Source organism: Aeromonas sp. R5-3 (assembly GCF_040908225.1).
GTDB lineage: Bacteria > Pseudomonadota > Gammaproteobacteria > Enterobacterales > Aeromonadaceae > Aeromonas > Aeromonas dhakensis.
Genome location: NZ_JBFODH010000002.1, coordinates 92,020 through 117,675 on the forward strand (window position 1 = coordinate 92,020; position 25,656 = coordinate 117,675).

The following is a 25,656-nucleotide window of genomic DNA, read 5'->3' on the forward strand; positions in this document are numbered from 1 at the left end:
TGGGGTGAAACAGGCATGAAAAAGCGGGCCATTGGCCCGCTTTTCTTATGACTGAATAGAGAGGGTTGACTCAGGGGCTGGTGGTACGCAGCACCTTGAGGTGCAGGGTGCGCTCCTGATGGGCCGCTATCTCCTGCTCGGTGAAGCGCATGGGCTGCCACTGCTGACGGGCGAACAGCTCGGTCTGATCGGTGAAGTGCGGGCTCTCGGGATCGTGGGACTGGCCATAGCTCAGGAAGCGCTCCGCCTTGGGGCCGGCGTCATCGAACTGCAGGGCCAGCACAAAGCTGGAGCCGTAGTTGGCGCGATAACGCAGCTCAGGCTGGCCGTCACCGTCATCATCCAGAGTGCGCAGCGTGGTGCCTGCCACGGCCTTGCCGGTCACTATGTTGGCGAGATCCGAGCTGCTGCGCGAAGGCAGGTTAGTCTGCACCATGTTGAACATGCCCTCGAACGAGTTGCCTCCCGGCAGCGCGATGGGGGTCAGCCCGGCCGCTTTTTGCACGAATTGCAGTGCGCCGAGCTCGGCATCCGGCGCGATACCGGCCGCCTGCAACCGCTGCTGGGCCTGGGCCAACGCCAGCAGGGCGGGATCCAGATCCGGCGCGCCGCTCCAGGGCGCCAGCCCGCTCGGCGTGGTGGCGCCATGGGCCGGATCGAAGGGGATGGCGAACAGGGCATCCTTGATGTCTCTGTGGCCGCTGGTGCGAAACGCCGTCAACCATTCGCGCATCAGGTGAGCCCCCCGGCTTTCAAGCTGATATTCGCCATCCCAGTTGGCGAGCGCGTTGCAGCTCGGCGTCAAGTCCAGCGGGCCGCTGGTCAGCTGGATCAGCGGATGGGCCTGACAACGGGCCAGCAGGGGATCTCTAAGCTCGCGGGCAAACAGGGAGCCGTTGTGGGTCACCACACCTTGCAGTGTCTGCAGGGTAAAGCGGCGATCAGCCCCGGTCAGTCCCATTGCATCGGGCGTGCTGATGAGCTGGGCGTTGTAGCGGGTACGCGGGCTGCGTACCGTCTGCTCCGGCCCGTAGAGAATGGAGTATCCCTCCAGCGGCGCCGCCAGGTTGGTCAGCCAGTGGCTGCTGTTGGCGTTGTAGACGTAGTCGCTGCGAGTCTGGCGGGGGGCCTGGCTGAGGGGTACAAGGCCGGGAGCCCGGGTCTGGCCGCTGTCGACCCACTCGAAATCGGGGTCGTTGCCCGGCAACAGCACGCTGCCCTCGCCATCCAGCCAGATGGGCGCCAGTTGCGGCGTCTGGGAGGCGGCTCGCCACCAGGCCTCTGCCTTGGCGCCGAGGCGGGGTACCTGGGTGGCATCCACATAGCTGGCTTGGCCACGCTTGTCGATCAGCAGGGTATTGACCCAGGGCACCCCCTGATGCTCGGCCAGCGCCTCGAAGAAAGCCGGGGTGCTTTGGGCCCTGGCCATGGCCAGCCACTGTTCCAGCATCTTGTAGTTGCCGACGTTGGCATCGCGCAGGCTGACGGCGCTGCTGCTGGTCCAGCCCAGGGTGGGCGAGAGGGAGGCGAGGTTGACCATGGGGCCGAAATGGCTGGCATAGAGGGTCTGGACATGGGGCTGCAGGCTGCCATCGGCCTGGCGTACCTGCACGGTGATCTCTTTCTGGCTCATCTCCCACCACTGATCACCGTAGCGATAACGCAGCGGATTGGCGGGGTCCAGGGTGAGCTGATAGAGGGTGAAGCGCTTGGACTGGGAGACGGTGTGGGTCCAGCCCAGCTGCTCGTTGAAGCCAATCAGGATGGCGGGAAAGCCCATCATGGTGGCACCGGTCACGTTGAGCTCCCCCGGGATCTGCAGGTGCTGTTCAAAGAATCTGAGCTCGCCATCCCAGGGAAAGTGGGGGTTGCCGAGCAGCAGGCTGTTGGCGTTGCTGCTGCGATCCGCCCCCAGCGCCCAGCCGTTGCTGCCGATCCCCTCCGCGGTGAGCAGCGAGACAGGATCCAGCGCCGGGGCGGGCAGGGCGGCACGTCCCTGTGCACCGGCAGTGGCGGGGGGCTGGGCGCTGGCCATGGCGCTGATAAAGCTGCGGCCGCTGGCCAGCTGGGCAAGATCCAGGTGATAGGCCAGCAACTGGACCGGGGTGATGGGTTCGACCCACTCGGCCCCGCGGCAGGGGGAGGGGGAGTCCGCCGGACTGGTTCGCCCGGCAAGGGAGTGGTTGAACCCCGCCACATAGCCTTCGACAAGGTCACGGGCATCCAGCGCCAGCTTGCCATACAGGGCCGCGGCCTGGGCAGGCAGGTCGAGCGAGCGATAACCCACGTCGGAGAGCAGGTTGCGCTGCTGCTCCCCCGCGCCCAGCCAGCGGGATTTCTCTCCCCGCAGCTTCATGATCTGCTCGCTCAGGGTGCAGAGGTTCTCTTCGGCATGGGCATAGCCGGCCCCGAAGCCCAGGCTGGCGTAGTCGTTCGCCTTGATGTGGGGAACCCCTTGCTCCGTGTAGGTAAGGGTGACGTCGTAGTGGCGAGCGGGATCCGGCTCGCTGTTGTTCTCCTGGCAGCCGGCCAGTACGAGGCAGCCGAGCAGGGTTAGGGGAAAATGGGTTTTCATCCTGGTTCCTTCTGTGGTCCTGACTTGTTATTGTTCTGTTGCTTTTCAGCCGCAGGCGAAGGTATTTAAGCGCAGCCCTTCCGCCCTTGTCGCCTCGCTGGATGGAACCGGTCAATGGTTGGAAAACATAATAAAAACAAGGATAAACAGGTACAGCTCGATGGAGGCGTACCTGCAGGAGGACGCATATGCAGTGGGAAGAAGTGGCCGCCGTGCTCAGTCTGAGCCTGACCGGCATGTTGCTGCTGGCCACGCTCGGCTGGCTGCGGCGCATGCGGCGGGATGTCGCCGCCGGTTATCTGCTGGCTGTGCTCAGCCTGAGCGGCTTGCAGGCGCTGGAGTATCTCTACCACCAGCAGCAGTGGTTTCTGCAGTGGCCTCATCTGCTCAAGCTGGCCGACCCTTTGGTGGTGATGTTGCCGTTCTGCCTGTATGGCTACATCAGGGCTCTGCAGGGGGAGTCGGTACTCGGTTGCTGGCGTGAGCGGCTGGTGCACGGCTTGCCCATGCTGCTGGTTGCCGCTCTGGCGTTGCCCTACTGGTTGCTGCCGGGGGCCGACAAGGTGAGCTGGATCCTGCTTGGCAAGCAGGGGGATGCGTTGTGGCCCGGGGTGACCCTCTATGGCAACCGCTATCTGGCCTGCATCGCCCTGCTGGGGCTGGCTTACTGGTGGCAGCAGCGGCGCCTGGGGGTGGTCAGCCGCAAGCCGGCGCTGCGGGCCTGGGTGGCCCAGCTGCAGGGGCTGCAACTGCTGGTGGCCTTGTTGTTGCTGGTGCGCATCGCCTTGAGCTGGCTCGGCTGGCCGCTCTCTACCGTCTATCTGCAGGCCCCCGTCACCGCCTATCTGCTGCTGCAAGTGCTGGCCCATGCCAGGCTGCCACAACAGGGAGGTGCGCCGGAGGGGGGCGTGCGCGAGCGCGCCAATGACGCCGCATCGGAACCGGTACGGGATGAGAGCCTGCGCCCCCTGTTCGAGGCGCTGGAGCGCCAGCTCGGGCGCGGTGCCTATCGGGATCCCGCCCTCTCCCTTGGCAAGCTGGCCGAGGAGTGCGGCCTGAGCCTTCATCAGGCGTCCAGCGCCATCAACGCCTGTTCGGGGGGCAACTTCTACGACTGGCTCAACCGATATCGGGTGGCGGAGGCCAAGCGACTGTTGCAGGAGAGCGACGAGACGGTGGCCTCTGTCTGTTATCGGGCCGGGTTCAACAGCAAGTCCACCTTCAACAGTGCTTTTCGCCGTCATACCGGCCAGACCCCCAGCGAGTATCGACGCCAGGGGGTGCAAGCGGCCGTCGCCTCCTGATGAGCGGGCAACAAAAAGCCCGGCGTCGGGCCGGGCTGGCAGGATAAGTTGCTTATCCAGGTATTCGTCGAGGCGTCTATTGTGGATGTTGTTTGAGGATGTCGTAGATCTCCTCTTTCAGTTTGAGTTTCTGTTTTTTCAGATCCTTCACCTCGGCGCTGTAGTCGCTGGCGTGATGTTTCTCCAACTTTCTAATCTCCACATCCAGATCGTTATGCAAGTCAAACTTCTTTTGGAAATGGACATCACTGCTCTTCAGTTTCGAGATGAGCTCTCTGTACTCTGGGAACATGTAATGCGGCCTCCTTGGTTTCGTTTGATTGTGCCTGCAAGACCAAACTACCGCGTCCCCTGCGAGATAAATGTGATCCGGCTCCAATTCGGGACCAATGATTTGCTGCATGGGATGGGCGATTTTTAACTGTTTGAATCACAAGCTGATAAGGCTTTTATCGGTAAGCAGAGAGTCTGAAAAGTGCCGGATGGATCACAATTGTGACGGCCGGATGACAGCTTGTGGCCGCCAGGCGGGCAGCAAAAAGGGGCGCAGGGCCCCTTCTTGGTAACAGGTGTCGCGTTTACTCTTTTTTCTTTTTCTTCTCGGGCAGCGGCTTGCCATCGCGGGCGATCACCTTGCCCACCTCGAAGCCGATTTGCGCCGCCAGCTCTTCCAGATCCGGTGACTTGGCTTCGTTGCCGATGGCGTACTGATAGTTGGCGATGGAGATCTTCTCGGCTACCGGGGTGCCCGGGACGATGGGCTCGCGCCAGCCCTGACCCACATGGGCCACCAGGGTACCGTTCATGATGAGCTCGCCGACGATCTCCTGGGTGGGGATGCCCTTGCCGTAGGTGAGGCCCTGCGGGTGCTTCTTGCCGACCAGGGGTTCGCTGCTTGCCGGCATCAGCTTGGTGCGGATCAGCCACTTGGGCGACTTGGTCTTGCCCACCGCCTTGCCGGTCTGGTACTCGTTGATCTTGATGGTCTTGATCATCTGGGCCATGAAGTCCTTGGTCAGCGCCTTCTGGGCCTCGCTGGTTTCATCGATGGCGATGGGGGCCACGTACCAGGTCTGGGCCGCCTGCGCCTTGGGGGCGGCGGGGGCGGTTTGCGCCATGGCGAGCGGGCTGAGCAGGATGGCCGCCAACAAGAGTCCTATCTTCTTCATTGTGATTCCGCTTATGTTTCAACAAGAATTTTGTTTTGCCAGCGACGACTGCGCCAGCGCCAGAACATGGCCAGACCGCGCACCCACTCGTCGCAGGCGAGCGCCAACCAGATACCGACCAGTCCATAACCCTGCATGATACCAAGGAAATAGGCCAGTGGAACGGCAATTCCCCACATGGAGAGCAGCGCCATGTAGAGCGGGAAACGGGCGTCACCGGTGGCGCGCAGGGCGTTGATCACCACCAGGTTGAAGGTGCGGCCGGGTTCCAGAATGAGGCTTATCAAGAACAGCTGCGCCACCTGGGTGATGATGTCGGCGTCATCGGTGAACAGGCTGATGATGGTGCGGCCGTTGAGGGCGGCGGCGAGGGCGATGAGCGCGGTGACGACGAGCCCCAGTTTCAGGCTCTTCATCAGCTGGGTGTAGGCCTGCTCAAAGCGGCGGGCCCCCGCCAGATGGCCGATGATGATTTCGTTGCCAAGGCCGATGGAGAGGCCGAACAGCAGGATGAACAGGCAGATCTGGAAGAAGTAGGACTGGGTCGCCAGTGCCTTGTCGCCGAGCAGGCCGACGAAGGCGGTCACCACCATGAACTGCAGCATCCAGGAGAGGTTCTCCCCGGCGGCCGGCAGACCGATGTGCAACACCTTGCCCAGCATCAGCCGGCTGGGTTTGACGATCTCCGGCAGTTTCAGGTGGATGCCGGTCTTGCGCGCCACCAGCCACACCAGCAGCACCACCCCGACGATGCGGCCCGCTACCGTGCTGATGGCGACCCCGGCCACCCCGAGCTGGGGCAGGCCGAACCAGCCGTAGAGCAGCAGCAGGTTGCCGACGAAGGTGATGAGGTTGACGGTCAGGGTCACGTACATGGCCTGACGGGTGTGGCCGTGGGCACGCAGGGTGGCGGCCAGGCAGAGGGCCGCCGCTTCCGGCAGCAGGCACAGGCCGATGATCTGCAGGTAGAGGGTGGCATCGTTCATCAGGTTGGCGGGCAGGTTCATCAGCGCCAGCATGGTACTGGCGCCGGCGATGACGCCGACGGCGGCCACCAGCCCCACCAGCAGGTTGAAACCGATGGCGGTGTGGATGACGACGCGCGCCTTCTCCTTGTCGCCGGCCCCCAGATACTGGGTGATCACCACGCTGGTGCCGATGCTGACGAAGCTGAACAGGGTGATGGCGAGATCGAACACCTGGTTGCCGACCGCGAGCGCCGCCACCCCCTGATAGGAGACGTGACCCACCATGAAGGTGTTGAGGGCCCCGGTCAGAAAGTGCAGGGCGAGATCGATAAACAGGGGCCAGGTCAGGGAGAAGAGAGTGCCCGGACCTGCGTGGGATTGAGTTTGCATGGGGTGTCCAAATACTGGGGATGGCCCTCGTCGGCGCCATCTGGACGGGCATTTAACACCAAGCGGGTGCGAGGCGCAATCGTGGCGGTGGCCAAGCAGGGGGAGCAAGAGACGCGGCCCTGCCGCAGGGGCAGGGCTCGCTCGGGATCAGGCCGGGGTGGCGCCCGCCTCCTGTTCGCTTGGCAGAGTGAGGCGCGCCGAATCGGGCAGGGCCTCATCCTGGGGCCAGCGCGACAGGATGGCCTCGGTGGTGCTCTCCACCACCTCGTCGTCCTTGAACACCGGCTCGCGGTAGCAGCGGGTCATGCGCAGCGCCTGATACATGTCGGGGCAGAGGATGATCCCCTCGTCGCCGACCCGGATCCCGGCCTGCTTGAGCCACAGGCTCATCTGGCCGTGGCGGCCGGCCATCACCATGTGGATGCCGCGCCGTTTCAAGTCGCGGTGCAGCTCCCCCAGCATGCTCATCACGCTGATGTCCTGGTGGGTGAAGCAGGCCACCGCGTCCACCACCAGGCATTTGGGGCTGTGGGGATCCTGCACCAGCAGCGCCAGCACCCGCCGCTTGAAGTAGGGGGCGTTGAAGTAGGTGAGCGGCGAGTTGAAGCGATAGACCAGGATGCCGGGAATGGCCTTGGCCTGCTCGTTGTCCCCCAGGGTGCGCACCACCCCTTCGTCGTCCATGCCGAGCAGCTGGTCGGTGGGGCGCATCACGTTGCGCAGGAACTGGAACAGCCCCAGCAGTACCGCGAGGGTGATGCCCGGAATGACCCCCATGGCCAGCACGCTGACAAAGGTGATGAGCGCCAGCCAGAAGGCGGAGCGGTCGGAGTTGCGCAGGGCCCACAGGCCGCGAAAGTCGGTGAGGGACAAAGACGCCATCACCAGTACCACGCCGAGGGCGGCGGTGGGGATGTATTGCAGCGGCGCCGTCAGATAGAAGGTGACCAGGGCGATGACGGCGGCGGCGATGATGGAGACCAGCTGGCTCTTGCCGCCGTTGGCGTCGTTGACCGCGGTGCGCGAATCCGCGCCGCTGATGGCAAAGCCCTGAGAGGCTGCCGCCGCCAGATTGGCCATGCCGAGGGCCCGGAACTCCTTGTCCGCATCGATTTCGTAGCCGTTCTTGGCGGCGAAGCTGCGGGCGGTCAGCATCATGGAGACGAAGCTCACCATGGCGAGGTTGAGCGCCGGCAGCACCAGCTCCCGCATCAGGCCGGGGGGAAACTCCGGCATCTGGAAGGTGGGCAGGCCGGAGCCGATGGCGCCCAGGGTGGCGATGCCGAACCGGCCGAGATCGAGCGCCCACACCAGCCCCGCCGTCACCACCATGGCCACCATGGAGGAGGGCCAGGCCGGCTTGAAGCGTTTGGCCAGCAGCAGGGTGAGCAGGGCGGTCAGGCTCATGGCCAGGGTGGGCAGATGGGTCTGGGTGATGTAGCTGGCACCGCCGGCGATCCGCTCGATGAGGTAGCGCTCACTGAAAGTGAAGCCGAAGATCTTGGAGAGCTGGCCCACCATGATGGTGATGGCTACCCCGTTGAGCAGCCCCATCAGGATCGGGCGGGAGAGAAAGTCCGCCAGCACTCCCAGCTTGAAGCGGCTGGCGATGAGGCACCAGAAGCCGGTCATGGCGGTCATGGTCATCACCAACTGCCAGTGGCGGGTGGCGTCCCCGGCGGCGAGCGGGGTCACCACGGCGGCGATCACCGCGCAGGTGGCGGCGTCCGGGCCGACGATGAGCTGGCGGGAGGTACCGAACAGGGCGTATACCAGCATGGGCAGGATGCAGGAGTAGAGGCCCACCAGCGGCCCCACCCCGGCCAGCTCCGCATAGGCAATGGCCACGGGCAGGGCCACGGCGGCCACCGACAATCCAGCGCGCATATCCGGCATCAGCCAGGCCCGCTGGTATTGCAGCAGGGCGGCGAGGCCCGGTAGCCAGCGTTCGAGTGAAAAGAAGTCGCGCATTATTTAACCCATTGAGTTACAAACAGCTTTTCCTTAGTGTGCCCAAGGTTATCGAAACATTGCAATCAGGTTATGGCCAGTTCACCACCAGGTCAGGCCAGAGCCGTTGCCACTCCTTGGCCTTGACCCGCTCGGTAAAGACCCGGCTCTCCTGGCGGCAGCGCGGGTTGGGATCCACCTGCAGGGACCAGTTGGGGGCAAAGCCGTAGGGGGCCAGCCACTCGAATGAGTCGTCTGCCAGCAGGCGGACCCCGATGCAGGTGGGCACCTCCACCCAGTGGCTGAGGGCCGACAGCGAGCTGGTAAACGGAGCCACCCGCTGGCGCAGATGCATGCGGGCTTGGTTGCGTACTTCCCACTGCTGGCCCGGCATCCTGACGGCGAGCCAGGCTTCGTGATCGGCCTCCGCCAACCCATCCGGGTCGGCGCTATCCAGATAGATAAGATCGATGTCGTTGAGGGCGGTCGGCGTCGATTTGTTGTGCAGGTGATCCCAGATGAGGTTGCGGATAAAACCGGCCCCCAGCGCCCAGTCGGGCAGTGCCAGTTCACGGGCTGCCCGGAGGCAATCCATGCGCTGGGCATCGGCCCGCAATAGGGCTTCGGTTTTCGCCTGCAGATCGGCTTCCCGGGCGCCCGGGCGAAGGTTGAACGCTTGCGTGTGGTGACGCGTCTGGGGGTCAGCCGGCATTGCGGCGCAACCAGACGTCGATGTAGCTGCAGCTCGGTACTATGGTGAGCCCTTCCGCCTGGGTCCAGTCGTAGAAGGTGCGAGCCAGCTGATCGGCGATCCCCTGAACCCTGAGCTCGGGCGGAACGAAGGTGCTGTAGGCGTCGATGGTCTTGGCGTCGAGCCGCCGGTAACGCAGCCTGGACTCCTTGCCATCCACCACACAGATGAATTGCTGCTGGTTGGCCTGATGAATGATCTCGCTCATGCTTGCTCCTCGGTACGGGGGATGGGGTTATCTGACCATGTCGGCGCCCCTTTGCCAACTGTTCGGGGTCGCTTACACTGCGAGCCCGGCCGGGTACATACCCGCTAGCCAAGGTATAGAACAGTTCACGAAGGATGGATCCCATTATGGCTTTTGCCACGCTGGAAGAGTTGATCGGCAATACCCCCCTGCTGGCGCTGCGTCGCATCAATCCCCACCCCGATGTCACCCTGCTGGTCAAGCTGGAGGGCAACAACCCGGCCGGCTCGGTCAAGGACAGGCCGGCGCTGAACCTCATCAAGTGTGCGGAGGCGAGCGGTCACTTAGCGCCTGGGGCCCGACTCATCGAGGCCACTTCCGGCAACACCGGCATCGCGCTGGCCATGGTGGCGGCGGCGCGGGGCTATCGGATGCGACTCATCATGCCAAATACCATGAGCCAGGAGCGGCGCGATGCCATGCAGGCCTATGGCGCCGAGCTGGTGCTGGTGGAGGGGGGCATGGAGGCCGCACGCGACCTCGCCCTGGCGATGCAGGCACGGGGCGAGGGGCTGGTACTCGATCAGTTCAACAACCCGGCCAACCCGGATGCCCATTACCTCTCCACCGGCCCCGAGATCTGGCGCCAGAGCGAGGGGGCGGTCACTCACTTCGTCTCGGCCATGGGCACCACGGGCACCATCATGGGGGTCTCCCGCTACCTCAAGGAGCAGAACCCGGCGGTGCAGGTGATCGGCCTGCAACCGGCCGAGGGGAGCCAGATCCCCGGCATCCGGCGCTGGCCGGCGGCCTACCTGCCCGCCATTTTCGAACCCACCCGGGTCGACCGGGTGCTGGACGTCACGCTCGACGAGTCTCTCGCCATGATGCGGCGGTTGGCGCGGGAGGAGGGCATCTGCTGCGGGGTCAGCTCGGGCGGCGCCGTGGCCGGCGCCCTGCGGGTGGCGGCAGAGATCAGACAGGGGGTGGTGGTGGCCATCATCTGCGATCGGGGGGATCGCTACCTCTCAACCGGGGTGTTCAGCGACGAACAGGGGTGAGAGCCTGAGTAGGTATGCTGCTTAACATGATATGTATCAATAGCTTGCTGATACATCGCACTGTGTACCCCTTGTAACAATCAAGCCTGCTGGCAGGCTTGATTCCATTTGCCTCCTGTTTGACACTCGGCCCCTTTTGTTGACCGCTGCAAACAGGAGCGTCCCATGATCTTGTCTTCCTCTCTTCGTGTTTCTCTGCTTGGCCTCTGTCTGGCCACGGCAGGCTGCACCGTCGAACCCTATGCCTATCAGTGTGGCGACAAGCAGTGCTCGGTGACCGATCACAAGGGGCAGAAACAGGAGCGGCCGCAGGACGAGGTGAAACCCGTCTGGGAGCGCAATCAGGAGCGGGAAGAGGCAGTGCGCCGCAACAAGGAGTCCATCTGGCGCGAGAAGACGCCCGAAGATAGCGGCAACTACGGCGCCGGCGCCACCATCCGCTGGTAACAGGTGGCCCCGCGAGGCGGGGCCGCCTGCCTGATCACTCCCAGGCCTGCTCCAGCAGGGCCAGCAGCTGGGCCCGGTCGGCATCCTTGCGGTTGTAGAGCAGGGCGCCGTCGTTGATGGCGAGATCGCGGATCTCGGGCAGCAGCGCCTTGTCGGTGAGACCCGCCTCCCGCAGGGTGCGCGGCAGCTTCACCGTCTCCCACAAGGTATTGCGCAGCGCCTGCAGCGCCTCGATGGTGGCCTGGGGCCGCACGGCGGCCGGGGTCGCGGCAAAGCGCTCGGCCCCCACCAGCGGCAGCAGCAGGCGAGCCAGTTCGGGGTCTATGCCCGGCCGGTTGTAGTCGAGCACGGTGGGCAGGAAGAGGTTCATGCACAGGCCGTGGGGCAGGTGGCAGCGGGCCCCCAGGCTGTGACCGAGGGCGTGCACCAGTCCCACCATGGAGTTGGAGAAGGCCATGCCCGCTAGGGTGGAGCCCTCCGCCAGCTGCAGCCGCAGCTGCTTGTCCTGCGGGTTGCTGAGTACCTGGGGCAGGGCGTTGGCGATCTTCTCTACCGCTATCAGGGCCAGGGCGTCGCTGACCGGGTTCTTGGCCGTGCCGATGAAGGCCTCGATGGCGTGGGTCATGGCATCCATGGCGGTGGCGGCGGTGATGTTGAGCGGCAACCCCTGGGTGAGGCGCGGGTCCAGTACCGCCAGCTGGGGCAGCAGGAAGGGGGAGGTAAAGGGCACCTTGCGCCCGCTCGCCTCATCCTTGATCACCGCCACCAGGGTCACCTCCGAGCCGGTGCCCGCGGTGGTGGGCACCACCGCCAGCGGCTGCAGCGGCCGGGTCAGGCAGCCGGCGCCGGCGTAATCGAGCAGCCGCTCCCCTCCCATGGAGGCGAGGATGTTGACCGCCTTGGCGGTGTCGATGACGGAGCCGCCCCCCAGCGCCACCAGGCTGTCACAGCCGAGCTCCCGGTGACGGGTCGCGATCCGCTCCACCACGGCGGTGGAGGAGTCGGCCGGGATCTCGTCCCAGATGGCGGCCACCGGCAGCTCTCCCTCGGCCAGCACCCCGGCCAGCAAGGTAGCCAGCCCGGTGCCGCTGACCCCCTTGTCGGTGAGCAGCAGCGGCCGGCGCGCCCCCAATCCCGCCAGCTCGCCGGCTAGTTGCTCCAGCGCCTGCTCCCCTGCGATCAGTTTGACCGGACAGAAAAAATCGTAATAGCGACTCATAGGCTCATCCTCTCGTTCAGCCGGTCAACAGACCCAGGTAGATGTGGCAGGCCCGGCTCAGCTTGTGGCTCGGGTCCGGATAGTGGCGCAGCAAGGGGCGGGCGATGAAGGCGGGCAGGATCAGCGCCTGCAACTGCTCCAGCGCGCGCACCAGGTGCATGGCGACGGTGAGATCCCCCTCCACCAGCAGGCGGTTCTCGCTGAACGCCTGATTGACCCCGAGCCGAAAGCTGAGGGCGCGAAAGGCGATGGCGGGATGCTTGAAACGTACCCGCAGCGGGTGCAGAGCGCCGGCATCGGGGGCGGGGCCGCTCTGCCAGCGGCCGTCAGCCTTGTGGATGGTCAGCCCCTGGGCCATGCCGCCCACCTCCAGCCGGATGGTGAGCCCGTCCGGCAAGGGGGCCAGCTCCCGGCGCACCGCCTCGTCGACCCGGGCGGCGCGGCACAGGGTGCGGCCGATGATCCAGAGCAGGCTGGTTATCCAGAGCCGGCGGCCCAGCGCCGCCAGGGTATCAAGGTTTTGGTTGTGCATCAGCGTGAGCTCCCGAGATGGCGGACCAGAACAGGGCGAAGGCACTGGCTTGCCAGTGAGCGTCCCGTCCCAGTTCAGGTTGGTCGACAAACAGGGAGGCGCAGGCCAGGAACTGGCCCTGGCACACCTCCAGCATCAGGGCCGGTGGGGCTTGCATCAAGTCGCCGCTGGCCTGGCCCTGGGCCAGCAGGCGGGGTAAAAAGCGAAGGGTGTCGCTCAGGATCTGGCTGCGCAGCGGGCGAGCCAGCAGGGGGGAGTGGAAGAAACCCAGCACGAACTTGAGCTCGTGGGGGTGGGCCTGCATCCAGGCCATCGCCTGGCTCCAGTAGTGGTGCGCCTGCTCCTTGAGGGGCAAGGTGGCGTCTGCCTCTGTGATGGCGGCGCCGAGGCGCTGCTTGATGTCCTGATAGAGGCTCTGGATCAGCACCTCCTTGCTGGGGAAGTGGTGAAACAGGGTGCCGTTGGCCACTCCCGCCGCTTTGGCGATGCGGGCGGTGGCGGCCCCCTGCAAACCATCTTCGGCACAGAGGGCAAGGGCGGCATCCAGGATCTGGCGACGCTTGTCGGTCACGGGCGTATTCATATTCATCTCGTCAACGTAAGAACAGGGCCATCATCAGCCGCTGGTGCCAGCGCCGATAGGGAGGGTGCACCATGGTGCCGGTGCTGAAGCGCCCCCGGCTCAGCACCGTCTTGGCCTTGGAGAAGGTGAGAAACCCCTCGTGGCCGTGGTAGTGGCCCATGCCGGAGGCGCCGATGCCGCCGAAGGGCACGTCGTCGGCTGCCACCTGGAACAGGCTGTCATTGATGGCCATGCCGCCGGAGTGGGTCTCCCGGATCACCTTTTGCTGCAGGGCGGGATCCAGGCTCATCAGGTAGAAGGCGAGCGGGCGCGGCCGGGCGGCTATGTAGGCGAGCGCCTCGTCCAGCGAGTCATAGGGCACGATCGGCAGCAGCGGGCCGAAGATCTCCTGCTGCATCAGCTGGCAGTGGTTCGGCACCTCGGTCAGCAGATGGGGCAGCAGGCGATGGGCGCCATCGTCGCGGGCCGGGCTGCCACAGGGGTGGATCTGGGCGCCTGCCCGCTCCGCTTCGGCCAGCCAGCCGGTGAGCCGCTCATACTGGCGGCCGTTGATGATGGAGCCGTAATCCGCGCTGGCCAGCCCCTGGGGATAGAGACGGGCGAAGTGATCGCAATAGGCCGCGATAAAGGCCTGCTCCTGGCCGCGTGGCAGCAGCACATAGTCGGGGGCGACGCAGATCTGGCCGGCGTTGAGGCTCTTGCCGAAGATCATCCGCTCTACCGCCAGCGCCAGCGGCATGTCGGGGGCGATGAGGCAAGGGCTCTTGCCGCCGAGCTCCAGGGTGAGCGGGGTGAGCTGGGGGGCTGCCGCGGCCATCACCAGCCGACCCACCGCGGTGGAGCCGGTAAACAGCAGGTGATCGAAGGGCAGGGCGCTGAAGGCGGCTGCCACCTGGGCGTCACCTTCAACCACCATCACCTCGCGCTCGTCGAAGACGCCGCCCAGCAGCTCGCGCAGCACCCGGTTGGTGTGGGGGGTGAACTCGGAGAGCTTCAGCATGGCGCGGTTGCCGGCTGCGATGGCGCTGATGAGGGGGCCGAGGCTCAGCATCACCGGGAAGTTCCAGGGCACTATGATGCCGACCACCCCGAGCGGCTGATAGAACACCTCCACTCGGGCCGGTGCCAGCAGCAGGCCGGTGTGGCGGCGGTGCGGGCGCATCCAGCGCTTGATCCGTTTCTGGGTGTAGTTGATCTGCATGACGCAGGGGAGGATGTCGGCAATCATGCTGTCGTAGTCGCTGCGCTGGTCATAGTCTTTGGCCAGGGCGTCGCACAGCGGTTGCTTGTGGGCGATCAGGGCGCGCTTGAGCTGGCTGAGATGGGCTCTGCGCTCGCTCAGGCTCGGCATGGGATTTTGCTGACAGGCGTCTCTGAGTTTGGCCAGTCTGGCCGGGAGCGACAACTTGTCGGCGGCCTCCTGCAACTGCATCGCTTCCATGGCATACCCCGCTGATAAATGGACCGACTGATTGGTCGGTCTAAATCTAGCTGCGTGTTAATCAAATGTAAAGTTCGGTGTGCTGGTTGGGCATGGCGCACGGGTGACTCACCCGGCGACTGTGCTGGCTACCACATTTTCGTGGATCCAGGGTTGGTGAATTATCCAATAAGAGGTAGTTTTGGCTATCAATCGACAAGGAGAGAGCACGATGACCAGGGAACTGAACAGCTTGTTGGCCCGCCTCGAGGATGTGGTCGAGCGGATGCCGGATTGCTTCAACACCTATGAGTTTGCCCAGAAGCTGGCGCTGCAGCATCAGCGCGAATTTTTTGCCGCGGGTCACTCCCTGGCCGAACAGGAGGGGCGCCTGCTGCGGGTGCTGCACGAGAAGATTGCGGAAGCCCTGGCCGACAGCGACAAGGTGATCGAGGGGGCGCTGCTGCCTTGCGTCACCCCCTGGGGGGAGCGGGCCACCTCGCCGCGCTGGCACCGCAAGCACTGAGCCATCCACTGGATCAACAACAGGGCCCGTCGTGGGCCCTGTTGTGTTATGGCGGTCACTGGGTCAGGCGGCGCGCCTGCCAGTAGCGGCTGTTCCAGTAGACGTTGTCGAGGCGCGAGCGGATCACCCCCTTGCTGGTGGAGGCGTGGATGAACTCCCCGCCGCCGGTGTAGACGCCGACGTGGTATTGCTGCCAGCCGGTCTTGAAGAAGACCAGATCACCGTGCTGCAGCCGGTAGCGATCGACCGGTCGGCCCAGGTTGGCCTGGGATTCGGTGGTCCTCGGCAGATTGAAACCCATCACCTGCTGGTAGGCGAGCTGGGTGAAGGCGGAGCAGTCGAGACCGGCCCGATCCGAGCCGCCCATGCGATAGGGGACGCCGCGCCACTGCTGATAAAAGCCTTCAAAGGCGCTGCTCTGCTGGCGCGGTGGGGCAGGCTCGGGCGTGCTGGAACAGGCAGCCAGCAACAGGGCCAGCAGGGGCAGCAGCAACTTGCAATCCATGGGGGCTCCTTCGAGACGACAACCTCTCCATCATAAACGGGGTTTGGGGCTCGAACATAGCCTTGCTTGCAAGAAACCACCTGTTGCTACCTCAAAAGAGGCGCGAATGGAGAGGCTTATAATATTGTTTGTATTCATTTGAATAATATTTTTTGATTATCTTGAATGAGTATTTCAATATTAAAGTAGTTATTCCAATCAGCCTGACAATGAAATGATAATTAACCTTGTTGACGTCACCCCGTGATCTGTGTCACGTTCTGTCTCAGGGCTAATTCGTTATGATGACGCCATGAAATAAATGGCAAGGGACCCCGCCATTTTCACCGCCAATATGACGGCAAAAAACAAGATATCTCTGGGTATATTCCCGCAACTGGTTCACATAATAATATTCGGTCAATGACTGGCGTTGGCTGACAATATCACCAGACAGAGGAGGGCCGCCCCATGATATCCGGTCCATAGCAGTGAGTGTTCCCTCGCACCAGGATGCCTGCGGCATCTGGCTGTTGTGCCATCGTTCAGGCCGATGAGCGCGACGTTAAAGCCAATGGGTACCATGCGAGGTTCAAGGCGCAGTCAGGCGGCCTTGAGGGAAGATCGCCATTAGGTCGCGACTCCCGTGTAATAGCATCGGCGCATGCCGAATCGTCCACCTTAGATCGCCTCGCGATCCTTGTTCTGTCAACCATAAATACCTTCGCCACCCGCTGTTAATTCACGGCGAAAATAATGAATGTTATGACAGACAAGCAGAATAACGCCCCGAAATATAACCGTGAATAATATGGTTATGCCATATTTTTTCGCTGTTTAAATAGCTTGGCGTGATTCGACAAGGAGATAACAATGAAAAACAAAAAACCACGCAAATTCATCACGCAAGCTCCCGCTCTCAGTCTGCTCGCGCTGGCCTTGTTGGCAGGCAGCGTGCAGGCCGAAGATATTGGCGAGCGCACCGACCAGGGCACCGCCATGCTGGCCAGCCTGCAATCCGAACAGGGGCTGATTTACCTCAATGCCGATGTCTGGCTGAAGGGGCAGGGGGCGACATCGCTGATGACCCGGGATCAGCTGCGCGAGCGGGTGCTGGAACGGGGCGAACGCCTGTTCATCGATTTCAGCGCCGTCACCGACAAGGCCGAGCGGCAGCAGGCCAGAAAGGCCATGGAGCAGCTGGCTGGCATCTCTTTTGATGCCGACTGGGTGCTGGTGTCCGGCTACAAGGGGGAGTTGCTGTTCACCCCGCTGGGGGGCGTCGATGACCCGGCCTTTTATCAGGTGATGGAACGGGTCGACAGCCTGGAAGGGCAGGGCAAGCGCCACAAGCGCTCGCTGACCCAGCCGCCTGCCGCCGAGGCCGGTCTGCCCCACGTGGCCTTCTACCTCAACGTCAACCGCAAGATCAGCGATGCCGAGTGCACCTTCCCGCGCTCGCGCACCTGGAGCCGGGGCGATCGGCTGTTCTGCGATTCGCCGAACATCTCGCTGGTCTACCGGGTCAACCTGGAGCGCTCCCTGCAATTTGGCAACACCGGTTCCGCCACGCCGGATGCCAAGATAGTGCGGATCTCGCTGGACGAAGAGTCGGCCGGTGCCGGCATCCAGCTCAACGAGGATCTGAGCTGGAGCGAGAACATCGCGGACTACCTGCTGCTGGACGGCTGGGCCCGCGACTATGCCACCGATGCCATCGCCCAGGATTATCGCTTCAGCATCGAGGCGTCCAACACCAAGGCGGCGGTGCTCAAGAGCCTGCCGACCAACCTCAACAGCAAGTACGAGCATCGTGAGATCTCGGGCTTCGAGGTGGGGGTCACCGGCGGGGTCGAGGTGAACAAGGATGGGCCCAAGGCCAAGCTGGAGGCCTCGGCCAAGTTCAGCCAGCAGCGCCAGCTCGCCTACAACACCCAGGATTACCGGGTCGAACGCTCGGCGCCGAGCGCCCAGAAGGTGAGTTTCAGCTGGGTGCGCGATCAATACGCGACCGCGGAGTCCCTGCTCTCCTCCAAGACGGCCACCGTCTGGGGCATGGGCTACGACGTGGACCACAACCGCATCCAGCCGCTCAGCTACAAGGGCTTCGTGCCGAATCTGGACGTCATCTACAAGGCAGCGCCGGACGAGACGGGCAGCACCGAGTTCAAGATCGACTCCTCGGTCAACATCCGCCCCATCTACACCGGCATCTACAAGCACTACTACGTGGTGGGGGCCCATGTCTCCTTCCAGGGCTTCGAGGATACCGACAAGCGCAGACGGGTGACGGCCTCCACCAGCTTCAAGGTGGATTGGAACCACCCGGTGTTTACCGGCGGTCGCCCGGTCAACCTGCAGCTGGGGGGCTTTGACAACCGCTGCCTGAGTGCGGATGCCAACCACGGTTTGAGCGCGGTGACCTGTGACGAGACCTCGGCCGCCCAGTCCTTCATCTATGACCAGTACGGCCGTTATGTCAGTGCGCAGGATACCCGCCGCTGCCTGGATGGCAACAACCTCGGCCAGTTGCAGAGCTGCAGCCTGAGCCTGGGCCAGCGCTGGGAGTGGAAAGCGGACAGCGATGCGCTCAGCAACCTGAGTGCCCACCAGTTGCTGGGTCACGACAAGCAGAGCGGGGCGCTGGGGCTCTACGACGAGAATGGCAATTCGCAGAATGTGAGCGTACGGACCCTGACCTCCTACACCCGCATCTTCGGGCCACCGGCCAGCCACTGACAGAGCAGGGCCTTGCGCCCATGACAACAACGCCGGCATGTGCCGGCGTTGTTTATGGGGGTGAGCTTCAACCCTTGTTGTCGATGAGCGGGGCGAGCAGCTCCGCCAGCTTGTAGAAGGTCTGCACCCGGGTGGTGCTGGGGCGCCACACCAGCCCGATCTCGCGGTAGGGGTGCTCCCCCGGCAGCGGAATGGCCACCAGATCCGTGTTGTCGAGGATGCCGGCATCGATGGCCATCTGCGGCAGGAAGGTGGTGCCGAGCCCGGCGCCGACCATCTGCACCAGGGTGTGCAGGCTGGTGGCGGCAAACGGGTTGATCTTGCTCTTGTCCCGCAGCCGGCAGGCGCTCACCGCGTGTTCGGTGAGGCAGTGTTCCCGCTCCAGCAGGAAGATGCTCTGGTTGGGCAGCTCCTTGTAGTCGAACGGGGTGTGCAGGCTGGCCGCCATGCTGGCGGGCATCACCATGTGGAAGGGGTCCTGGCCGACCGTCTTGCAGTGAAAACCGCCGATCTCCACCGGCAGCGCCAGGATCAGCAGGTCGAGCTGGCCCTGCTCCAGCTGCTTGAGCAGGTTGGTGGTGGTGTCTTCACGCAGCAACAATTCCAGCTCAGGATAGGTTTTGCCGCACTCTTGCAGCAGCTTGCTGAGCAGGAAGGGGGCTATGGTGGGAATGCAGCCGAGGCGCACCGTGCCGTGCATGACGCCCCCCTGATGCTGGCCGAGTTCCATCAGATCCCGCGCATCGGAGAGCAAATTGCGAGCCCGCTCGACGATTTCCATGCCGACCGGGGTCATAATGAAGCTCTTGTGGTCCCGCTCCACCAGTTGCAGGTTCATCATGTCCTCCAGGGTCTGGATCCCGGTACTCAGGGTCGACTGGCTGACATGACAGGCCTTGGCGGCGCGGTTGAAGTTCTTGTGCTCGTCGAGAGCGACCAGATATTGCAGCTGTTTCAGGCTGGGCCAACGTTGCATAGGAAAACCCGATTAATGCTATCTATTTAATTTGATTTAACTAATCTACCATCGGGGTTATAGTTTGTCGCTTTAATTAGACGGACTTGGCTCTAGGTAGCCCAATCCTGACAGGATTGTTCACTTCACATAAAGAGGAATTGAATATGGTATTGGTAGGCCGTCCCGCACCCGATTTCACCGCTGCTGCCGTTCTGGGCAATGGCCAGATCGTTGACTCCTTCAACCTGGCATCCCACATCAAGGGCAAGGCAGCCGTCCTGTTCTTCTATCCGCTCGATTTCACCTTCGTCTGCCCGTCCGAGCTGATTGCCTTCGATCACCGTCTGGAAGAGTTCAACAAGCGTGGCGTGGAAGTGATCGGTGTTTCCATCGATTCCGAGTTCTCCCACAACGCCTGGCGTAACACCAAGATCGAAGACGGCGGCATCGGCCCGGTCAAGTACCCGCTGGTTGCCGACATCAAGCACGAGATCTGCAAAGCCTATGACGTTGAACATCCGGAAGCCGGTGTGGCATTCCGTGGCTCCTTCCTGATCGACAAGAACGGTGTCGTTCGTCACCAGGTTGTCAACGATCTGCCGCTGGGCCGCAACATCGACGAGATGCTGCGCATGGTCGATGCCCTGCAGTTCCACGAAGAGCACGGCGAAGTGTGCCCGGCTCAGTGGGAAAAAGGCAAAAAGGGCATGACCGCCTCTCCGGACGGCGTTGCCAAGTACCTGTCCGAGAATGCCGCTTCCCTGTAATCGGGTCGGTACACCGGATAATGAAAAACCGATGCCCAGGCATCGGTTTTTTTATGGCCGTAATTCGGCACTCTCGTTTCACAATGTTGGCCAGCAACCCTTGTCCAGCAACGCTTGCTCAGCAGGATTGCCGTTGCCGGCTACGTGCCGATAAACGGCAGGCATAAAAAAGCGCGCCCTTTGGCGCGCTTTTGTCATCCAGCTCCGGACTACTCGTCAAAGATACCGAAGTGATCCTTGGCGAAGTTGACCCGCTGCTCCACGTTCATCTTCACCTGACCCAGCTTCTCGATGGTCTTGAGGTTGGGCACCAGGCCGCGGCCGTTGGCGATCTGGATGGCGAGGCCCGGACGGGCGTTGAGTTCCAGCAGCATGGGGCCGCGGAACTTGTCCAGCACCATGTCGGTCCCGATGTAGCCGAGGCCCGACATCTCGTAGCAGGAGGCCGCCAGGGTCAGCAGGGTGTCCCAGTGGGGCACCTTGAGATCGTACAGATCGAGGCCGGTATCCGGATGGTGACGCAGCGGATTGCCAAACTGCACTGCCCGCAGCGCGCGGCCGGTGCGCAGGCACAGACCCACCCCCACGGCGCCCTGGTGCAGGTTCGCCTTGCCGTCGGAGGCGGCGGTGGAGAGGCGCATCATGGCCATCACCGGGAAGCCCTTGAAGATGATCACCCGGGCATCGGGGACCCCTTCAAACGAGTAGCCGTCGAACACGTCATCGAAGTTGATGAGCCCTTCCACCAGCGCCACGTCGGGCTTGCCGCCCAATGAGTAGAGCCCCGCCAGGATGTTGGAGACATGACGCTCCAGATCCTGGCCGTTGCTGGCACTGCCGTTCGGCTTGTAGAACAGGCCATCCTCCTGGCGCAGGATCACCAGGATCCCCTTGCCGCCGGAGCCGCGTGCCGGCTTGATGCAGAAGCCCGGCCAATCCTTCACCAGCTCGGTGATGCGGCTCACGTCGTGCTGGGCACGGATGGTGCCGATCAGTTCCGGCACCGTCACCCCCGCATCCAGCGCGATGCGCTTGGTCTGCAGCTTGTCATCCACCAGCGGATAGAGGCTGCGCGGATTGTAGCGGCTGATGTAGGAGTGGTTGCGCTTGTTCATGCCGAGGATGCCTGACTGAGACAGGCTCCACGGGGTGGTGTACTTTTCCCAGAACCACATCTGTTACTTGTCCTTACCCGGGGTGGCACCGGAGCGCATCTCGTCCACCAGCGGCTTGAAACGCTTGAGCTCGCTCAGCTTGTAGCCGGTGTAGTTGCCCATCAACAGCACGGTCGCCATCAGCACCAGCTGCAGACCAAGGAAGTTGAAGGTGAGGTGGCGGATCAGTTCGTTGTCCATGGCCAGGTAGGCGATGATGGCCACCAGCAGGGAGCCGCCGCCCTGGCGGAACACCTCTTTCGGACCCTCTTCTTCCCACAGGATGGACATCCGCTCGATGGTCCAGGAGAGGATGATCATCGGGAAGAAGGTGATCTTCATGCCGTCGGTCAGCCCCAGCTTGAAGGCGAACGCCGAGAAGATGCCGATCATCGAGATCACCATGATGATGATGGCCGATATTCGTGCCACCAGCAGCAGGTTGAGCCGCGACAGGTAGGAACGGATCACCAGACCCGTGCCGACGATGAGCAGGAAGCCCACCAGACCGGTGATCAGCTGGGTCTGGATGAAGGCGACCGCGATCAGCACCGGCATGAAGGTACCCGAGGTCTTGATACCGACGATGACCCGCAGGAACACCACCATCAGCACGCCGATGGGGATCAGCAGCAGGCCCTTGAACAGGGTCTGCTCTTCCAGCGGCAGGCTGTGGATGGAGAAGTTCATCATCTCCGATTTTTCAAACTTCTGGGCCAGCGCCACGCTCACCGGTTGCTCCTGCGCGATCATCGAGAAGCTCACCTTGGAGTTGTGACCACCGGTCACGTCCAGCAGGGCACCGGAGTTGTACTCCCACAGCAGCAGGTTGGCCGGGCGACCCTGTTCACCGGTTTGCGGGTTGAACAGCTTGTAGTCGGTCGGGCTGTTGAACACCTGCAGGTAATCCACCAGCTCCTGACGACGGCGGCCGTCTTCCAGGCTCAGGGCATGGACGACACGGGCCGGTACGTCGGCGTTGTTGAGCAGCTCGGCGATCAGGTTAGCGCGGCTCTTGTGCTTTTTCAGCAGCTCGGCGTTCTGCTCCTGCTTCTCGATCTCCTTGATGATCTCGCGCGTCAGGGTGTAGCCGTCGGCGGAACGCTCCTGGGCACGCTCCAGGATCTGCTGCATGGCGGTGGCGTAGGGCTCGCTCTCGATCTGCTTCTCGATGGCCGGCGGCTGCGGGTTGGCAGCCGGCTTGGCGTGGGCATCGGCCATCATGTCGACGCGGTAGTAGAGCTCCTGGCGGCCGGAGGCGGTGCGGATCGACCATTCGGCGCGGGCATCGCCATCCTTCTCGACGAAGGAGAGGCCGTAACCCGGGCTCGCGGCGTTCTCGTTCATCAGGGTGAAACCGGGCTGGGTGCCCGGAATGGCCAGGGAGGCGATCACCGGCTCGCCGGTGGCCTCGAACTCCAGCTTGGCTTCGATGGACCAGATCTGGCGTTTTTCACCCGGCGTGAGCGGTACGTCCAGCGCGATGTGGTGATAGAACGTCATCCCCAGGCCGACAATGTACAGCAGGGCAACCAGCAAATAGAACGGCTTACGGGAAACCATGGATTATTTCACATCCTTGAGCTTGGGTTTTGGTTGGATATATTCGCGGGCCACATCAACCACGGCGATGTCTTTCAGGAATTCACGACCCAGCAGCACGGGGAAGGCCATGTCGCTGCGATCTTTCAGGGTAAATTCGGCCTTCTCGGTCATGTCGCCGATACGTACGGCGAGGCGTACCACAGGGCGGCGGTCGAGATCGTCGGCGGAGGCCTGACGCACCCGCACGTGGCGCACCAGCGGCGCTTCAATCTGGATCTTGTCGTCCATCTCCTGATGGCTCAGGAAGAAGCGCACCCAGTTCTTGCCGTTGCGCTCGAAGATGGTGATGTCCTGGGCGCTGATGGAGGAGGTGGTGGCACCGGTATCGACCCGCGCCTGGAAGGCGTCGTTGGCCGCGTCAACCCAGATCCACTCCGCCTCGCCGACCAGCAGCTTGCCGTCGACGGTGTGACCCTGGCTCGGGGCCTGGCACTTCTCGGTCGGGATCGCCATGGGTTTGGGCGGCTCGGGCGGCAGGTGTTCCAGCTTGCTGCCGACTTTGTTCACGGACTCTTTCATGTTGTTGACATCAGTGTTGAGCTGAACCAGCAGGTGCTGTTGCTGCACATACTGCTTCTGTTGCTGTTCCATGGATGTTTGCAGGCGCTGCTCGCTCAGATTGATCTCGTTGCGAAGCTCGGCCAGCGTCAGGGTAGGTACCGGGGGCGCTTTTTCCATCGTGACACACCCGCCGAGACTGAGCAGGGAGAGCAGGGTCATTCCTTTTAATTTGCTTTTCATGTCATTCATTTAACTGTGCTTCCTGGAATTGGGTCAGTGTAACTTCCACCGCGGCCATCGGCTAGTCTTTGGCCTTTCTGGCAATCAGTACGGCACGTTTGGGTGCCGGGTGTCCTTCTACCGTGAGTGCCGGATTGGCTGGATCCAGATAATCACTCAGGGATTCATTAATCATCCAGTCGGTACGACGCTGTTCGTCCGTGCTGGTCATATTCTCGTCGACTATCCGTACATCGGTGAACCCGCAGCGCTCGACCCACAGCTTGAGCGCCGCGCTGGAAGGAATGAACCAGACGTTGCGCATCTTGCCGTAGCGATCGGTGGGCATCAGCACGTCGTTGACGCCGCCGTCGATCACCAGGGTCTCCAGCACCAGCTCGCCGTCGTCCTTGAGCTGGTTGCGCAGCTGCTCGATGTGCTCGATGGGGGACTTGCGGTGATAGAGCACCCCCATGGAGAAGACGGTGTCGAACGCCCGCAGCTCCGGCAGCTCCTGGATGCCGAGCGGCAGCAGGTGGGCGCGCTGGTCGTTGCCCGCGAAGTGGCGAATGGCCTCGAACTGGCACAGAAACAGCGGGCTCGGATCGATGCCGACTGCCAGCTTGGCCCCTTCGCCCACCATGCGCCAGAGGTGATAGCCGCTGCCGCAGCCCACGTCCAGCACGTAACGGCCGGCAAGCGGGCTGATGTGGGGCAGCACCCGATCCCACTTCCAGTCGGAGCGCCACTCGGTGTCGATGTGGATGCCGTGCACCGTGAACGGGCCCTTGCGCCAGGGCATGAAGTGGCGCAGCAGGCTCTCCACCTTCTTGCGCTCCCCTTCGCCGAGGCTCTCGGCCGAGCCGATTTCGACCCGGCTGTGCAGCTCGACGTGGCCGGGAGCCACCAGCGGCAGCTTGTTGAGGGCGCGGTTCCAGCGCGGCAGATCGCCGTGCTGGTTGTCATGTTGCCAGGCGTGCAGCTGGGCGGGCAGGGTGTGCAGCCAGTGGCTCAGCCGGTTCTTGGCGATCAGCTGATAGAAATTGGCAAAGTCGATCATGGCTGGGCAGGCTCGCTGGATTTGATGGCGATCATGGAGCCGAAGTTGAAGCACTGGAACCAGAGATCCTGATGGGCGAAGCCGGCCTCTCGCAGACGGGCCTGATGCACCGGCAGGCTGTCGGTGCGCATCACGTTCTCAAGGGCGGTGCGTTTCTGGCTGATCTCCAGCTCGCTGTAACCGTTGGCACGCTTGAAGTCGAGGTGCAAGTCGATGAGCAGCTCGTTGACCTGCTCGTCCTCGAAGCGAAACTTCTCGCTCAGGATCAGGATCCCGCCCGGGCGCAGGCCGTCAAAGATGCGCTGGATGAGGGCGGCCCGTTTCTCGGGCGCGACGAACTGCAGGGTGAAGTTGAGCACCACCACGGAGGCGTTCTCAATCTCGATGTCGCAGATGTCCGCCTCGATGAGCTCCACCGGCACCTCGGACTTGAAGCCTGAGAGGTGGGCGCGGGCCCGCTCTATCATGGGGTGGGAGAGATCCACTGCCGTGATGCGGCAGCCGGGCTGGGCAACATGGCGACGCATCGCCTGGGTGGCGGCACCCAGGGAGCAGCCGAGATCGTAGAGTCGGCTCTCGGGCTGGGCGTAGCGGGCGGCCATCATGCCGATGGCGGAGATGATGTTGCTGTAACCCGGCACCGAGCGCTGGATCATGTCGGGAAAGACATCGACGACCTGTTCGTCAAAGCAAAAATCCCCCAATCGGGCGATGGGGGCGGCAAAAATCTGATCGTGCATGCTGGCGCAACCTGACAGCCGGTGCGCGAACCGACTGTTTTGTTCAATTGAATCGTTGGGTGACACCCGTCCGGGTCGTGTCGTCACCGGTTCACGAACGGGGTGGCGGGCCTTGAGATCCATCGGGCCGCTTCCGTTCGCAATGGACCATCATCCTGGTCCTTTTGATGGGCTGCGCCCTGGGCGACAAGCGGTTGTCGTCAAGGGGCGTCGGGGCCCTGTTACCGGAGCCGGATGCTCGCCTGCAATCAAGTGCGATGGGCGGGCAGACCGGGTCCTTGCATGGGGCGCTAGTGTAGAGGAAAGGCGGCCGTTTGTCTTGACGCCAAGCCCCGTCAGATCAGAAA

Annotated in this window: 24 protein-coding genes; 6 read left to right on the plus strand and 18 right to left on the minus strand. The window is 63.1% G+C overall.

Annotated elements, in window-relative coordinates; translation table 11 throughout:
- Positions 1–70 precede the first annotated feature (70 nt).
- Positions 71–2,575, minus strand: a complete 2,505-nt coding sequence (locus AB5Y95_RS00425) for a penicillin acylase family protein (protein WP_368159303.1) — start codon at positions 2,573–2,575, stop codon at positions 71–73.
- 188 nt (positions 2,576–2,763) lie between these two features.
- Between AB5Y95_RS00425 and AB5Y95_RS00430 the strand changes: the two genes are divergently transcribed.
- On the plus strand, positions 2,764–3,879 hold the full coding sequence (locus AB5Y95_RS00430) for a helix-turn-helix domain-containing protein (protein ID WP_368159304.1): 1,116 nt from the start codon (positions 2,764–2,766) through the stop codon (positions 3,877–3,879).
- A gap of 76 nt (positions 3,880–3,955) precedes the next feature.
- On the opposite strand, the gene AB5Y95_RS00435 is transcribed toward AB5Y95_RS00430, so the two are convergent.
- The 6 genes from AB5Y95_RS00435 to AB5Y95_RS00460 all read right to left on the minus strand — a co-directional run bounded on the left by AB5Y95_RS00435 (position 3,956) and on the right by AB5Y95_RS00460 (position 9,315).
- Positions 3,956–4,171 (minus strand): YdcH family protein, encoded by a 216-nt coding sequence (locus AB5Y95_RS00435; protein WP_005299061.1) that lies wholly within the window; start codon positions 4,169–4,171, stop codon positions 3,956–3,958.
- A gap of 286 nt (positions 4,172–4,457) precedes the next feature.
- A complete protein-coding gene (locus AB5Y95_RS00440; protein WP_017766109.1) occupies positions 4,458–5,048 on the minus strand; it encodes a hypothetical protein in 591 nt (196 codons plus the stop codon).
- Positions 5,049–5,059: 11 nt separating this feature from the next.
- On the minus strand, positions 5,060–6,406 hold the full coding sequence (locus AB5Y95_RS00445) for an MATE family efflux transporter (protein WP_215270024.1): 1,347 nt from the start codon (positions 6,404–6,406) through the stop codon (positions 5,060–5,062).
- Between the two features lie 147 nt (positions 6,407–6,553).
- Positions 6,554–8,377: a SulP family inorganic anion transporter gene (locus AB5Y95_RS00450; RefSeq protein ID WP_211029122.1), complete on the minus strand. Its 1,824-nt coding sequence runs from the start codon at positions 8,375–8,377 to the stop codon at positions 6,554–6,556.
- Positions 8,378–8,447: 70 nt separating this feature from the next.
- A complete protein-coding gene (locus AB5Y95_RS00455) occupies positions 8,448–9,068 on the minus strand; it encodes a nucleotidyltransferase family protein (protein WP_368159305.1) in 621 nt (206 codons plus the stop codon).
- The gene (locus AB5Y95_RS00460; RefSeq protein WP_005299077.1) at positions 9,058–9,315 is read right to left on the minus strand and encodes a GNAT family N-acetyltransferase; all 258 of its coding nucleotides are present in this window, start codon (positions 9,313–9,315) and stop codon (positions 9,058–9,060) included. The genes AB5Y95_RS00455 and AB5Y95_RS00460 overlap by 11 nt, the downstream gene beginning before the upstream one ends.
- 134 nt (positions 9,316–9,449) lie before the next feature.
- Between AB5Y95_RS00460 and cysM the strand changes: the two genes are divergently transcribed.
- Both cysM and AB5Y95_RS00470 read left to right on the plus strand, forming a co-directional pair.
- On the plus strand, positions 9,450–10,355 hold the full coding sequence (cysM, locus tag AB5Y95_RS00465; RefSeq protein ID WP_042007150.1) for a cysteine synthase CysM: 906 nt from the start codon (positions 9,450–9,452) through the stop codon (positions 10,353–10,355).
- A 165-nt stretch (positions 10,356–10,520) separates the two neighbouring features.
- Positions 10,521–10,802, plus strand: coding sequence for a hypothetical protein (locus tag AB5Y95_RS00470; protein WP_368159307.1), 282 nt, complete (start codon positions 10,521–10,523; stop codon positions 10,800–10,802).
- Between the two features lie 34 nt (positions 10,803–10,836).
- Here the strand turns inward: AB5Y95_RS00470 and AB5Y95_RS00475 are convergent, their stop codons facing one another.
- Genes AB5Y95_RS00475 through AB5Y95_RS00490 form a run of 4 tightly spaced genes read right to left on the minus strand, consistent with a single transcriptional unit; the run spans position 10,837 to position 14,577 of the window.
- Positions 10,837–12,021, minus strand: coding sequence for an iron-containing alcohol dehydrogenase (locus tag AB5Y95_RS00475; protein WP_368159308.1), 1,185 nt, complete (start codon positions 12,019–12,021; stop codon positions 10,837–10,839).
- Between the two features lie 16 nt (positions 12,022–12,037).
- Positions 12,038–12,553, minus strand: coding sequence for an SCP2 sterol-binding domain-containing protein (locus tag AB5Y95_RS00480; protein WP_019838562.1), 516 nt, complete (start codon positions 12,551–12,553; stop codon positions 12,038–12,040).
- The gene (locus AB5Y95_RS00485) at positions 12,534–13,136 is read right to left on the minus strand and encodes a TetR/AcrR family transcriptional regulator (protein ID WP_260750548.1); all 603 of its coding nucleotides are present in this window, start codon (positions 13,134–13,136) and stop codon (positions 12,534–12,536) included. Before AB5Y95_RS00485 ends, AB5Y95_RS00480 begins: the two co-directional genes overlap by 20 nt.
- 10 nt (positions 13,137–13,146) lie before the next feature.
- Positions 13,147–14,577, minus strand: coding sequence for a coniferyl aldehyde dehydrogenase (locus tag AB5Y95_RS00490; protein ID WP_368159310.1), 1,431 nt, complete (start codon positions 14,575–14,577; stop codon positions 13,147–13,149).
- A 211-nt stretch (positions 14,578–14,788) separates the two neighbouring features.
- On the opposite strand from AB5Y95_RS00490, the gene AB5Y95_RS00495 reads away from it, so the two are divergent.
- On the plus strand, positions 14,789–15,082 hold the full coding sequence (locus AB5Y95_RS00495) for a hypothetical protein (protein ID WP_017786551.1): 294 nt from the start codon (positions 14,789–14,791) through the stop codon (positions 15,080–15,082).
- Between the two features lie 55 nt (positions 15,083–15,137).
- On the opposite strand, the gene AB5Y95_RS00500 is transcribed toward AB5Y95_RS00495, so the two are convergent.
- Positions 15,138–15,587 carry a C40 family peptidase gene (locus tag AB5Y95_RS00500; RefSeq protein ID WP_005299102.1) on the minus strand — a complete coding sequence of 150 codons (450 nt, stop codon included), beginning with the start codon at positions 15,585–15,587 and terminating at the stop codon, positions 15,138–15,140.
- Positions 15,588–16,439: 852 nt separating this feature from the next.
- Between AB5Y95_RS00500 and ahh1 the strand changes: the two genes are divergently transcribed.
- Positions 16,440–18,305 (plus strand): hemolysin Ahh1, encoded by a 1,866-nt coding sequence (gene ahh1 / locus AB5Y95_RS00505; protein WP_368159311.1) that lies wholly within the window; start codon positions 16,440–16,442, stop codon positions 18,303–18,305.
- Between the two features lie 67 nt (positions 18,306–18,372).
- Here the strand turns inward: ahh1 and AB5Y95_RS00510 are convergent, their stop codons facing one another.
- The gene (locus AB5Y95_RS00510; protein WP_005299110.1) at positions 18,373–19,281 is read right to left on the minus strand and encodes a hydrogen peroxide-inducible genes activator; all 909 of its coding nucleotides are present in this window, start codon (positions 19,279–19,281) and stop codon (positions 18,373–18,375) included.
- Positions 19,282–19,427: 146 nt separating this feature from the next.
- Between AB5Y95_RS00510 and AB5Y95_RS00515 the strand changes: the two genes are divergently transcribed.
- On the plus strand, positions 19,428–20,030 hold the full coding sequence (locus AB5Y95_RS00515) for a peroxiredoxin C (protein WP_005299113.1): 603 nt from the start codon (positions 19,428–19,430) through the stop codon (positions 20,028–20,030).
- A 209-nt stretch (positions 20,031–20,239) separates the two neighbouring features.
- Here the strand turns inward: AB5Y95_RS00515 and AB5Y95_RS00520 are convergent, their stop codons facing one another.
- The 5 genes from AB5Y95_RS00520 to cmoA form a co-directional block, all read right to left on the minus strand.
- Positions 20,240–21,205 carry an alpha-L-glutamate ligase-like protein gene (locus AB5Y95_RS00520; RefSeq protein WP_005299117.1) on the minus strand — a complete coding sequence of 322 codons (966 nt, stop codon included), beginning with the start codon at positions 21,203–21,205 and terminating at the stop codon, positions 20,240–20,242.
- 3 nt (positions 21,206–21,208) lie between these two features.
- The gene (locus tag AB5Y95_RS00525; RefSeq protein WP_005299120.1) at positions 21,209–22,747 is read right to left on the minus strand and encodes an inactive transglutaminase family protein; all 1,539 of its coding nucleotides are present in this window, start codon (positions 22,745–22,747) and stop codon (positions 21,209–21,211) included.
- A 3-nt stretch (positions 22,748–22,750) separates the two neighbouring features.
- Positions 22,751–23,509, minus strand: coding sequence for an ATP-dependent zinc protease (locus tag AB5Y95_RS00530; protein WP_010634492.1), 759 nt, complete (start codon positions 23,507–23,509; stop codon positions 22,751–22,753).
- Positions 23,510–23,591: 82 nt separating this feature from the next.
- Positions 23,592–24,569, minus strand: a complete 978-nt coding sequence (cmoB, locus tag AB5Y95_RS00535; protein ID WP_267997156.1) for a tRNA 5-methoxyuridine(34)/uridine 5-oxyacetic acid(34) synthase CmoB — start codon at positions 24,567–24,569, stop codon at positions 23,592–23,594.
- The gene (gene cmoA / locus AB5Y95_RS00540) at positions 24,566–25,309 is read right to left on the minus strand and encodes a carboxy-S-adenosyl-L-methionine synthase CmoA (protein WP_010634490.1); all 744 of its coding nucleotides are present in this window, start codon (positions 25,307–25,309) and stop codon (positions 24,566–24,568) included. The genes cmoB and cmoA overlap by 4 nt, the downstream gene beginning before the upstream one ends.
- Positions 25,310–25,656: the final 347 nt, after the last annotated feature.

What these genes read in the sequence shown, in the direction of transcription:
- AB5Y95_RS00425 (WP_368159303.1), bottom strand. Translation starts at nt 2,575, where the DNA reads ATGAAAACCCATTTTCCCCTAACCCTGCTCGGCTGCCTCGTACTGGCC.
- AB5Y95_RS00430 (WP_368159304.1), top strand. Translation starts at nt 2,764, where the DNA reads ATGCAGTGGGAAGAAGTGGCCGCCGTGCTCAGTCTGAGCCTGACCGGC.
- AB5Y95_RS00435 (WP_005299061.1), bottom strand. Translation starts at nt 4,171, where the DNA reads ATGTTCCCAGAGTACAGAGAGCTCATCTCGAAACTGAAGAGCAGTGAT.
- AB5Y95_RS00440 (WP_017766109.1), bottom strand. Translation starts at nt 5,048, where the DNA reads ATGAAGAAGATAGGACTCTTGTTGGCGGCCATCCTGCTCAGCCCGCTC.
- AB5Y95_RS00445 (WP_215270024.1), bottom strand. Translation starts at nt 6,406, where the DNA reads ATGCAAACTCAATCCCACGCAGGTCCGGGCACTCTCTTCTCCCTGACC.
- AB5Y95_RS00450 (WP_211029122.1), bottom strand. Translation starts at nt 8,377, where the DNA reads ATGCGCGACTTCTTTTCACTCGAACGCTGGCTACCGGGCCTCGCCGCC.
- AB5Y95_RS00455 (WP_368159305.1), bottom strand. Translation starts at nt 9,068, where the DNA reads ATGCCGGCTGACCCCCAGACGCGTCACCACACGCAAGCGTTCAACCTT.
- AB5Y95_RS00460 (WP_005299077.1), bottom strand. Translation starts at nt 9,315, where the DNA reads ATGAGCGAGATCATTCATCAGGCCAACCAGCAGCAATTCATCTGTGTG.
- cysM (WP_042007150.1), top strand. Translation starts at nt 9,450, where the DNA reads ATGGATCCCATTATGGCTTTTGCCACGCTGGAAGAGTTGATCGGCAAT.
- AB5Y95_RS00470 (WP_368159307.1), top strand. Translation starts at nt 10,521, where the DNA reads ATGATCTTGTCTTCCTCTCTTCGTGTTTCTCTGCTTGGCCTCTGTCTG.
- AB5Y95_RS00475 (WP_368159308.1), bottom strand. Translation starts at nt 12,021, where the DNA reads ATGAGTCGCTATTACGATTTTTTCTGTCCGGTCAAACTGATCGCAGGG.
- AB5Y95_RS00480 (WP_019838562.1), bottom strand. Translation starts at nt 12,553, where the DNA reads ATGCACAACCAAAACCTTGATACCCTGGCGGCGCTGGGCCGCCGGCTC.
- AB5Y95_RS00485 (WP_260750548.1), bottom strand. Translation starts at nt 13,136, where the DNA reads ATGAATACGCCCGTGACCGACAAGCGTCGCCAGATCCTGGATGCCGCC.
- AB5Y95_RS00490 (WP_368159310.1), bottom strand. Translation starts at nt 14,577, where the DNA reads ATGGAAGCGATGCAGTTGCAGGAGGCCGCCGACAAGTTGTCGCTCCCG.
- AB5Y95_RS00495 (WP_017786551.1), top strand. Translation starts at nt 14,789, where the DNA reads ATGACCAGGGAACTGAACAGCTTGTTGGCCCGCCTCGAGGATGTGGTC.
- AB5Y95_RS00500 (WP_005299102.1), bottom strand. Translation starts at nt 15,587, where the DNA reads ATGGATTGCAAGTTGCTGCTGCCCCTGCTGGCCCTGTTGCTGGCTGCC.
- ahh1 (WP_368159311.1), top strand. Translation starts at nt 16,440, where the DNA reads ATGAAAAACAAAAAACCACGCAAATTCATCACGCAAGCTCCCGCTCTC.
- AB5Y95_RS00510 (WP_005299110.1), bottom strand. Translation starts at nt 19,281, where the DNA reads ATGCAACGTTGGCCCAGCCTGAAACAGCTGCAATATCTGGTCGCTCTC.
- AB5Y95_RS00515 (WP_005299113.1), top strand. Translation starts at nt 19,428, where the DNA reads ATGGTATTGGTAGGCCGTCCCGCACCCGATTTCACCGCTGCTGCCGTT.
- AB5Y95_RS00520 (WP_005299117.1), bottom strand. Translation starts at nt 21,205, where the DNA reads ATGTGGTTCTGGGAAAAGTACACCACCCCGTGGAGCCTGTCTCAGTCA.
- AB5Y95_RS00525 (WP_005299120.1), bottom strand. Translation starts at nt 22,747, where the DNA reads ATGGTTTCCCGTAAGCCGTTCTATTTGCTGGTTGCCCTGCTGTACATT.
- AB5Y95_RS00530 (WP_010634492.1), bottom strand. Translation starts at nt 23,509, where the DNA reads ATGACCCTGCTCTCCCTGCTCAGTCTCGGCGGGTGTGTCACGATGGAA.
- cmoB (WP_267997156.1), bottom strand. Translation starts at nt 24,569, where the DNA reads ATGATCGACTTTGCCAATTTCTATCAGCTGATCGCCAAGAACCGGCTG.
- cmoA (WP_010634490.1), bottom strand. Translation starts at nt 25,309, where the DNA reads ATGCACGATCAGATTTTTGCCGCCCCCATCGCCCGATTGGGGGATTTT.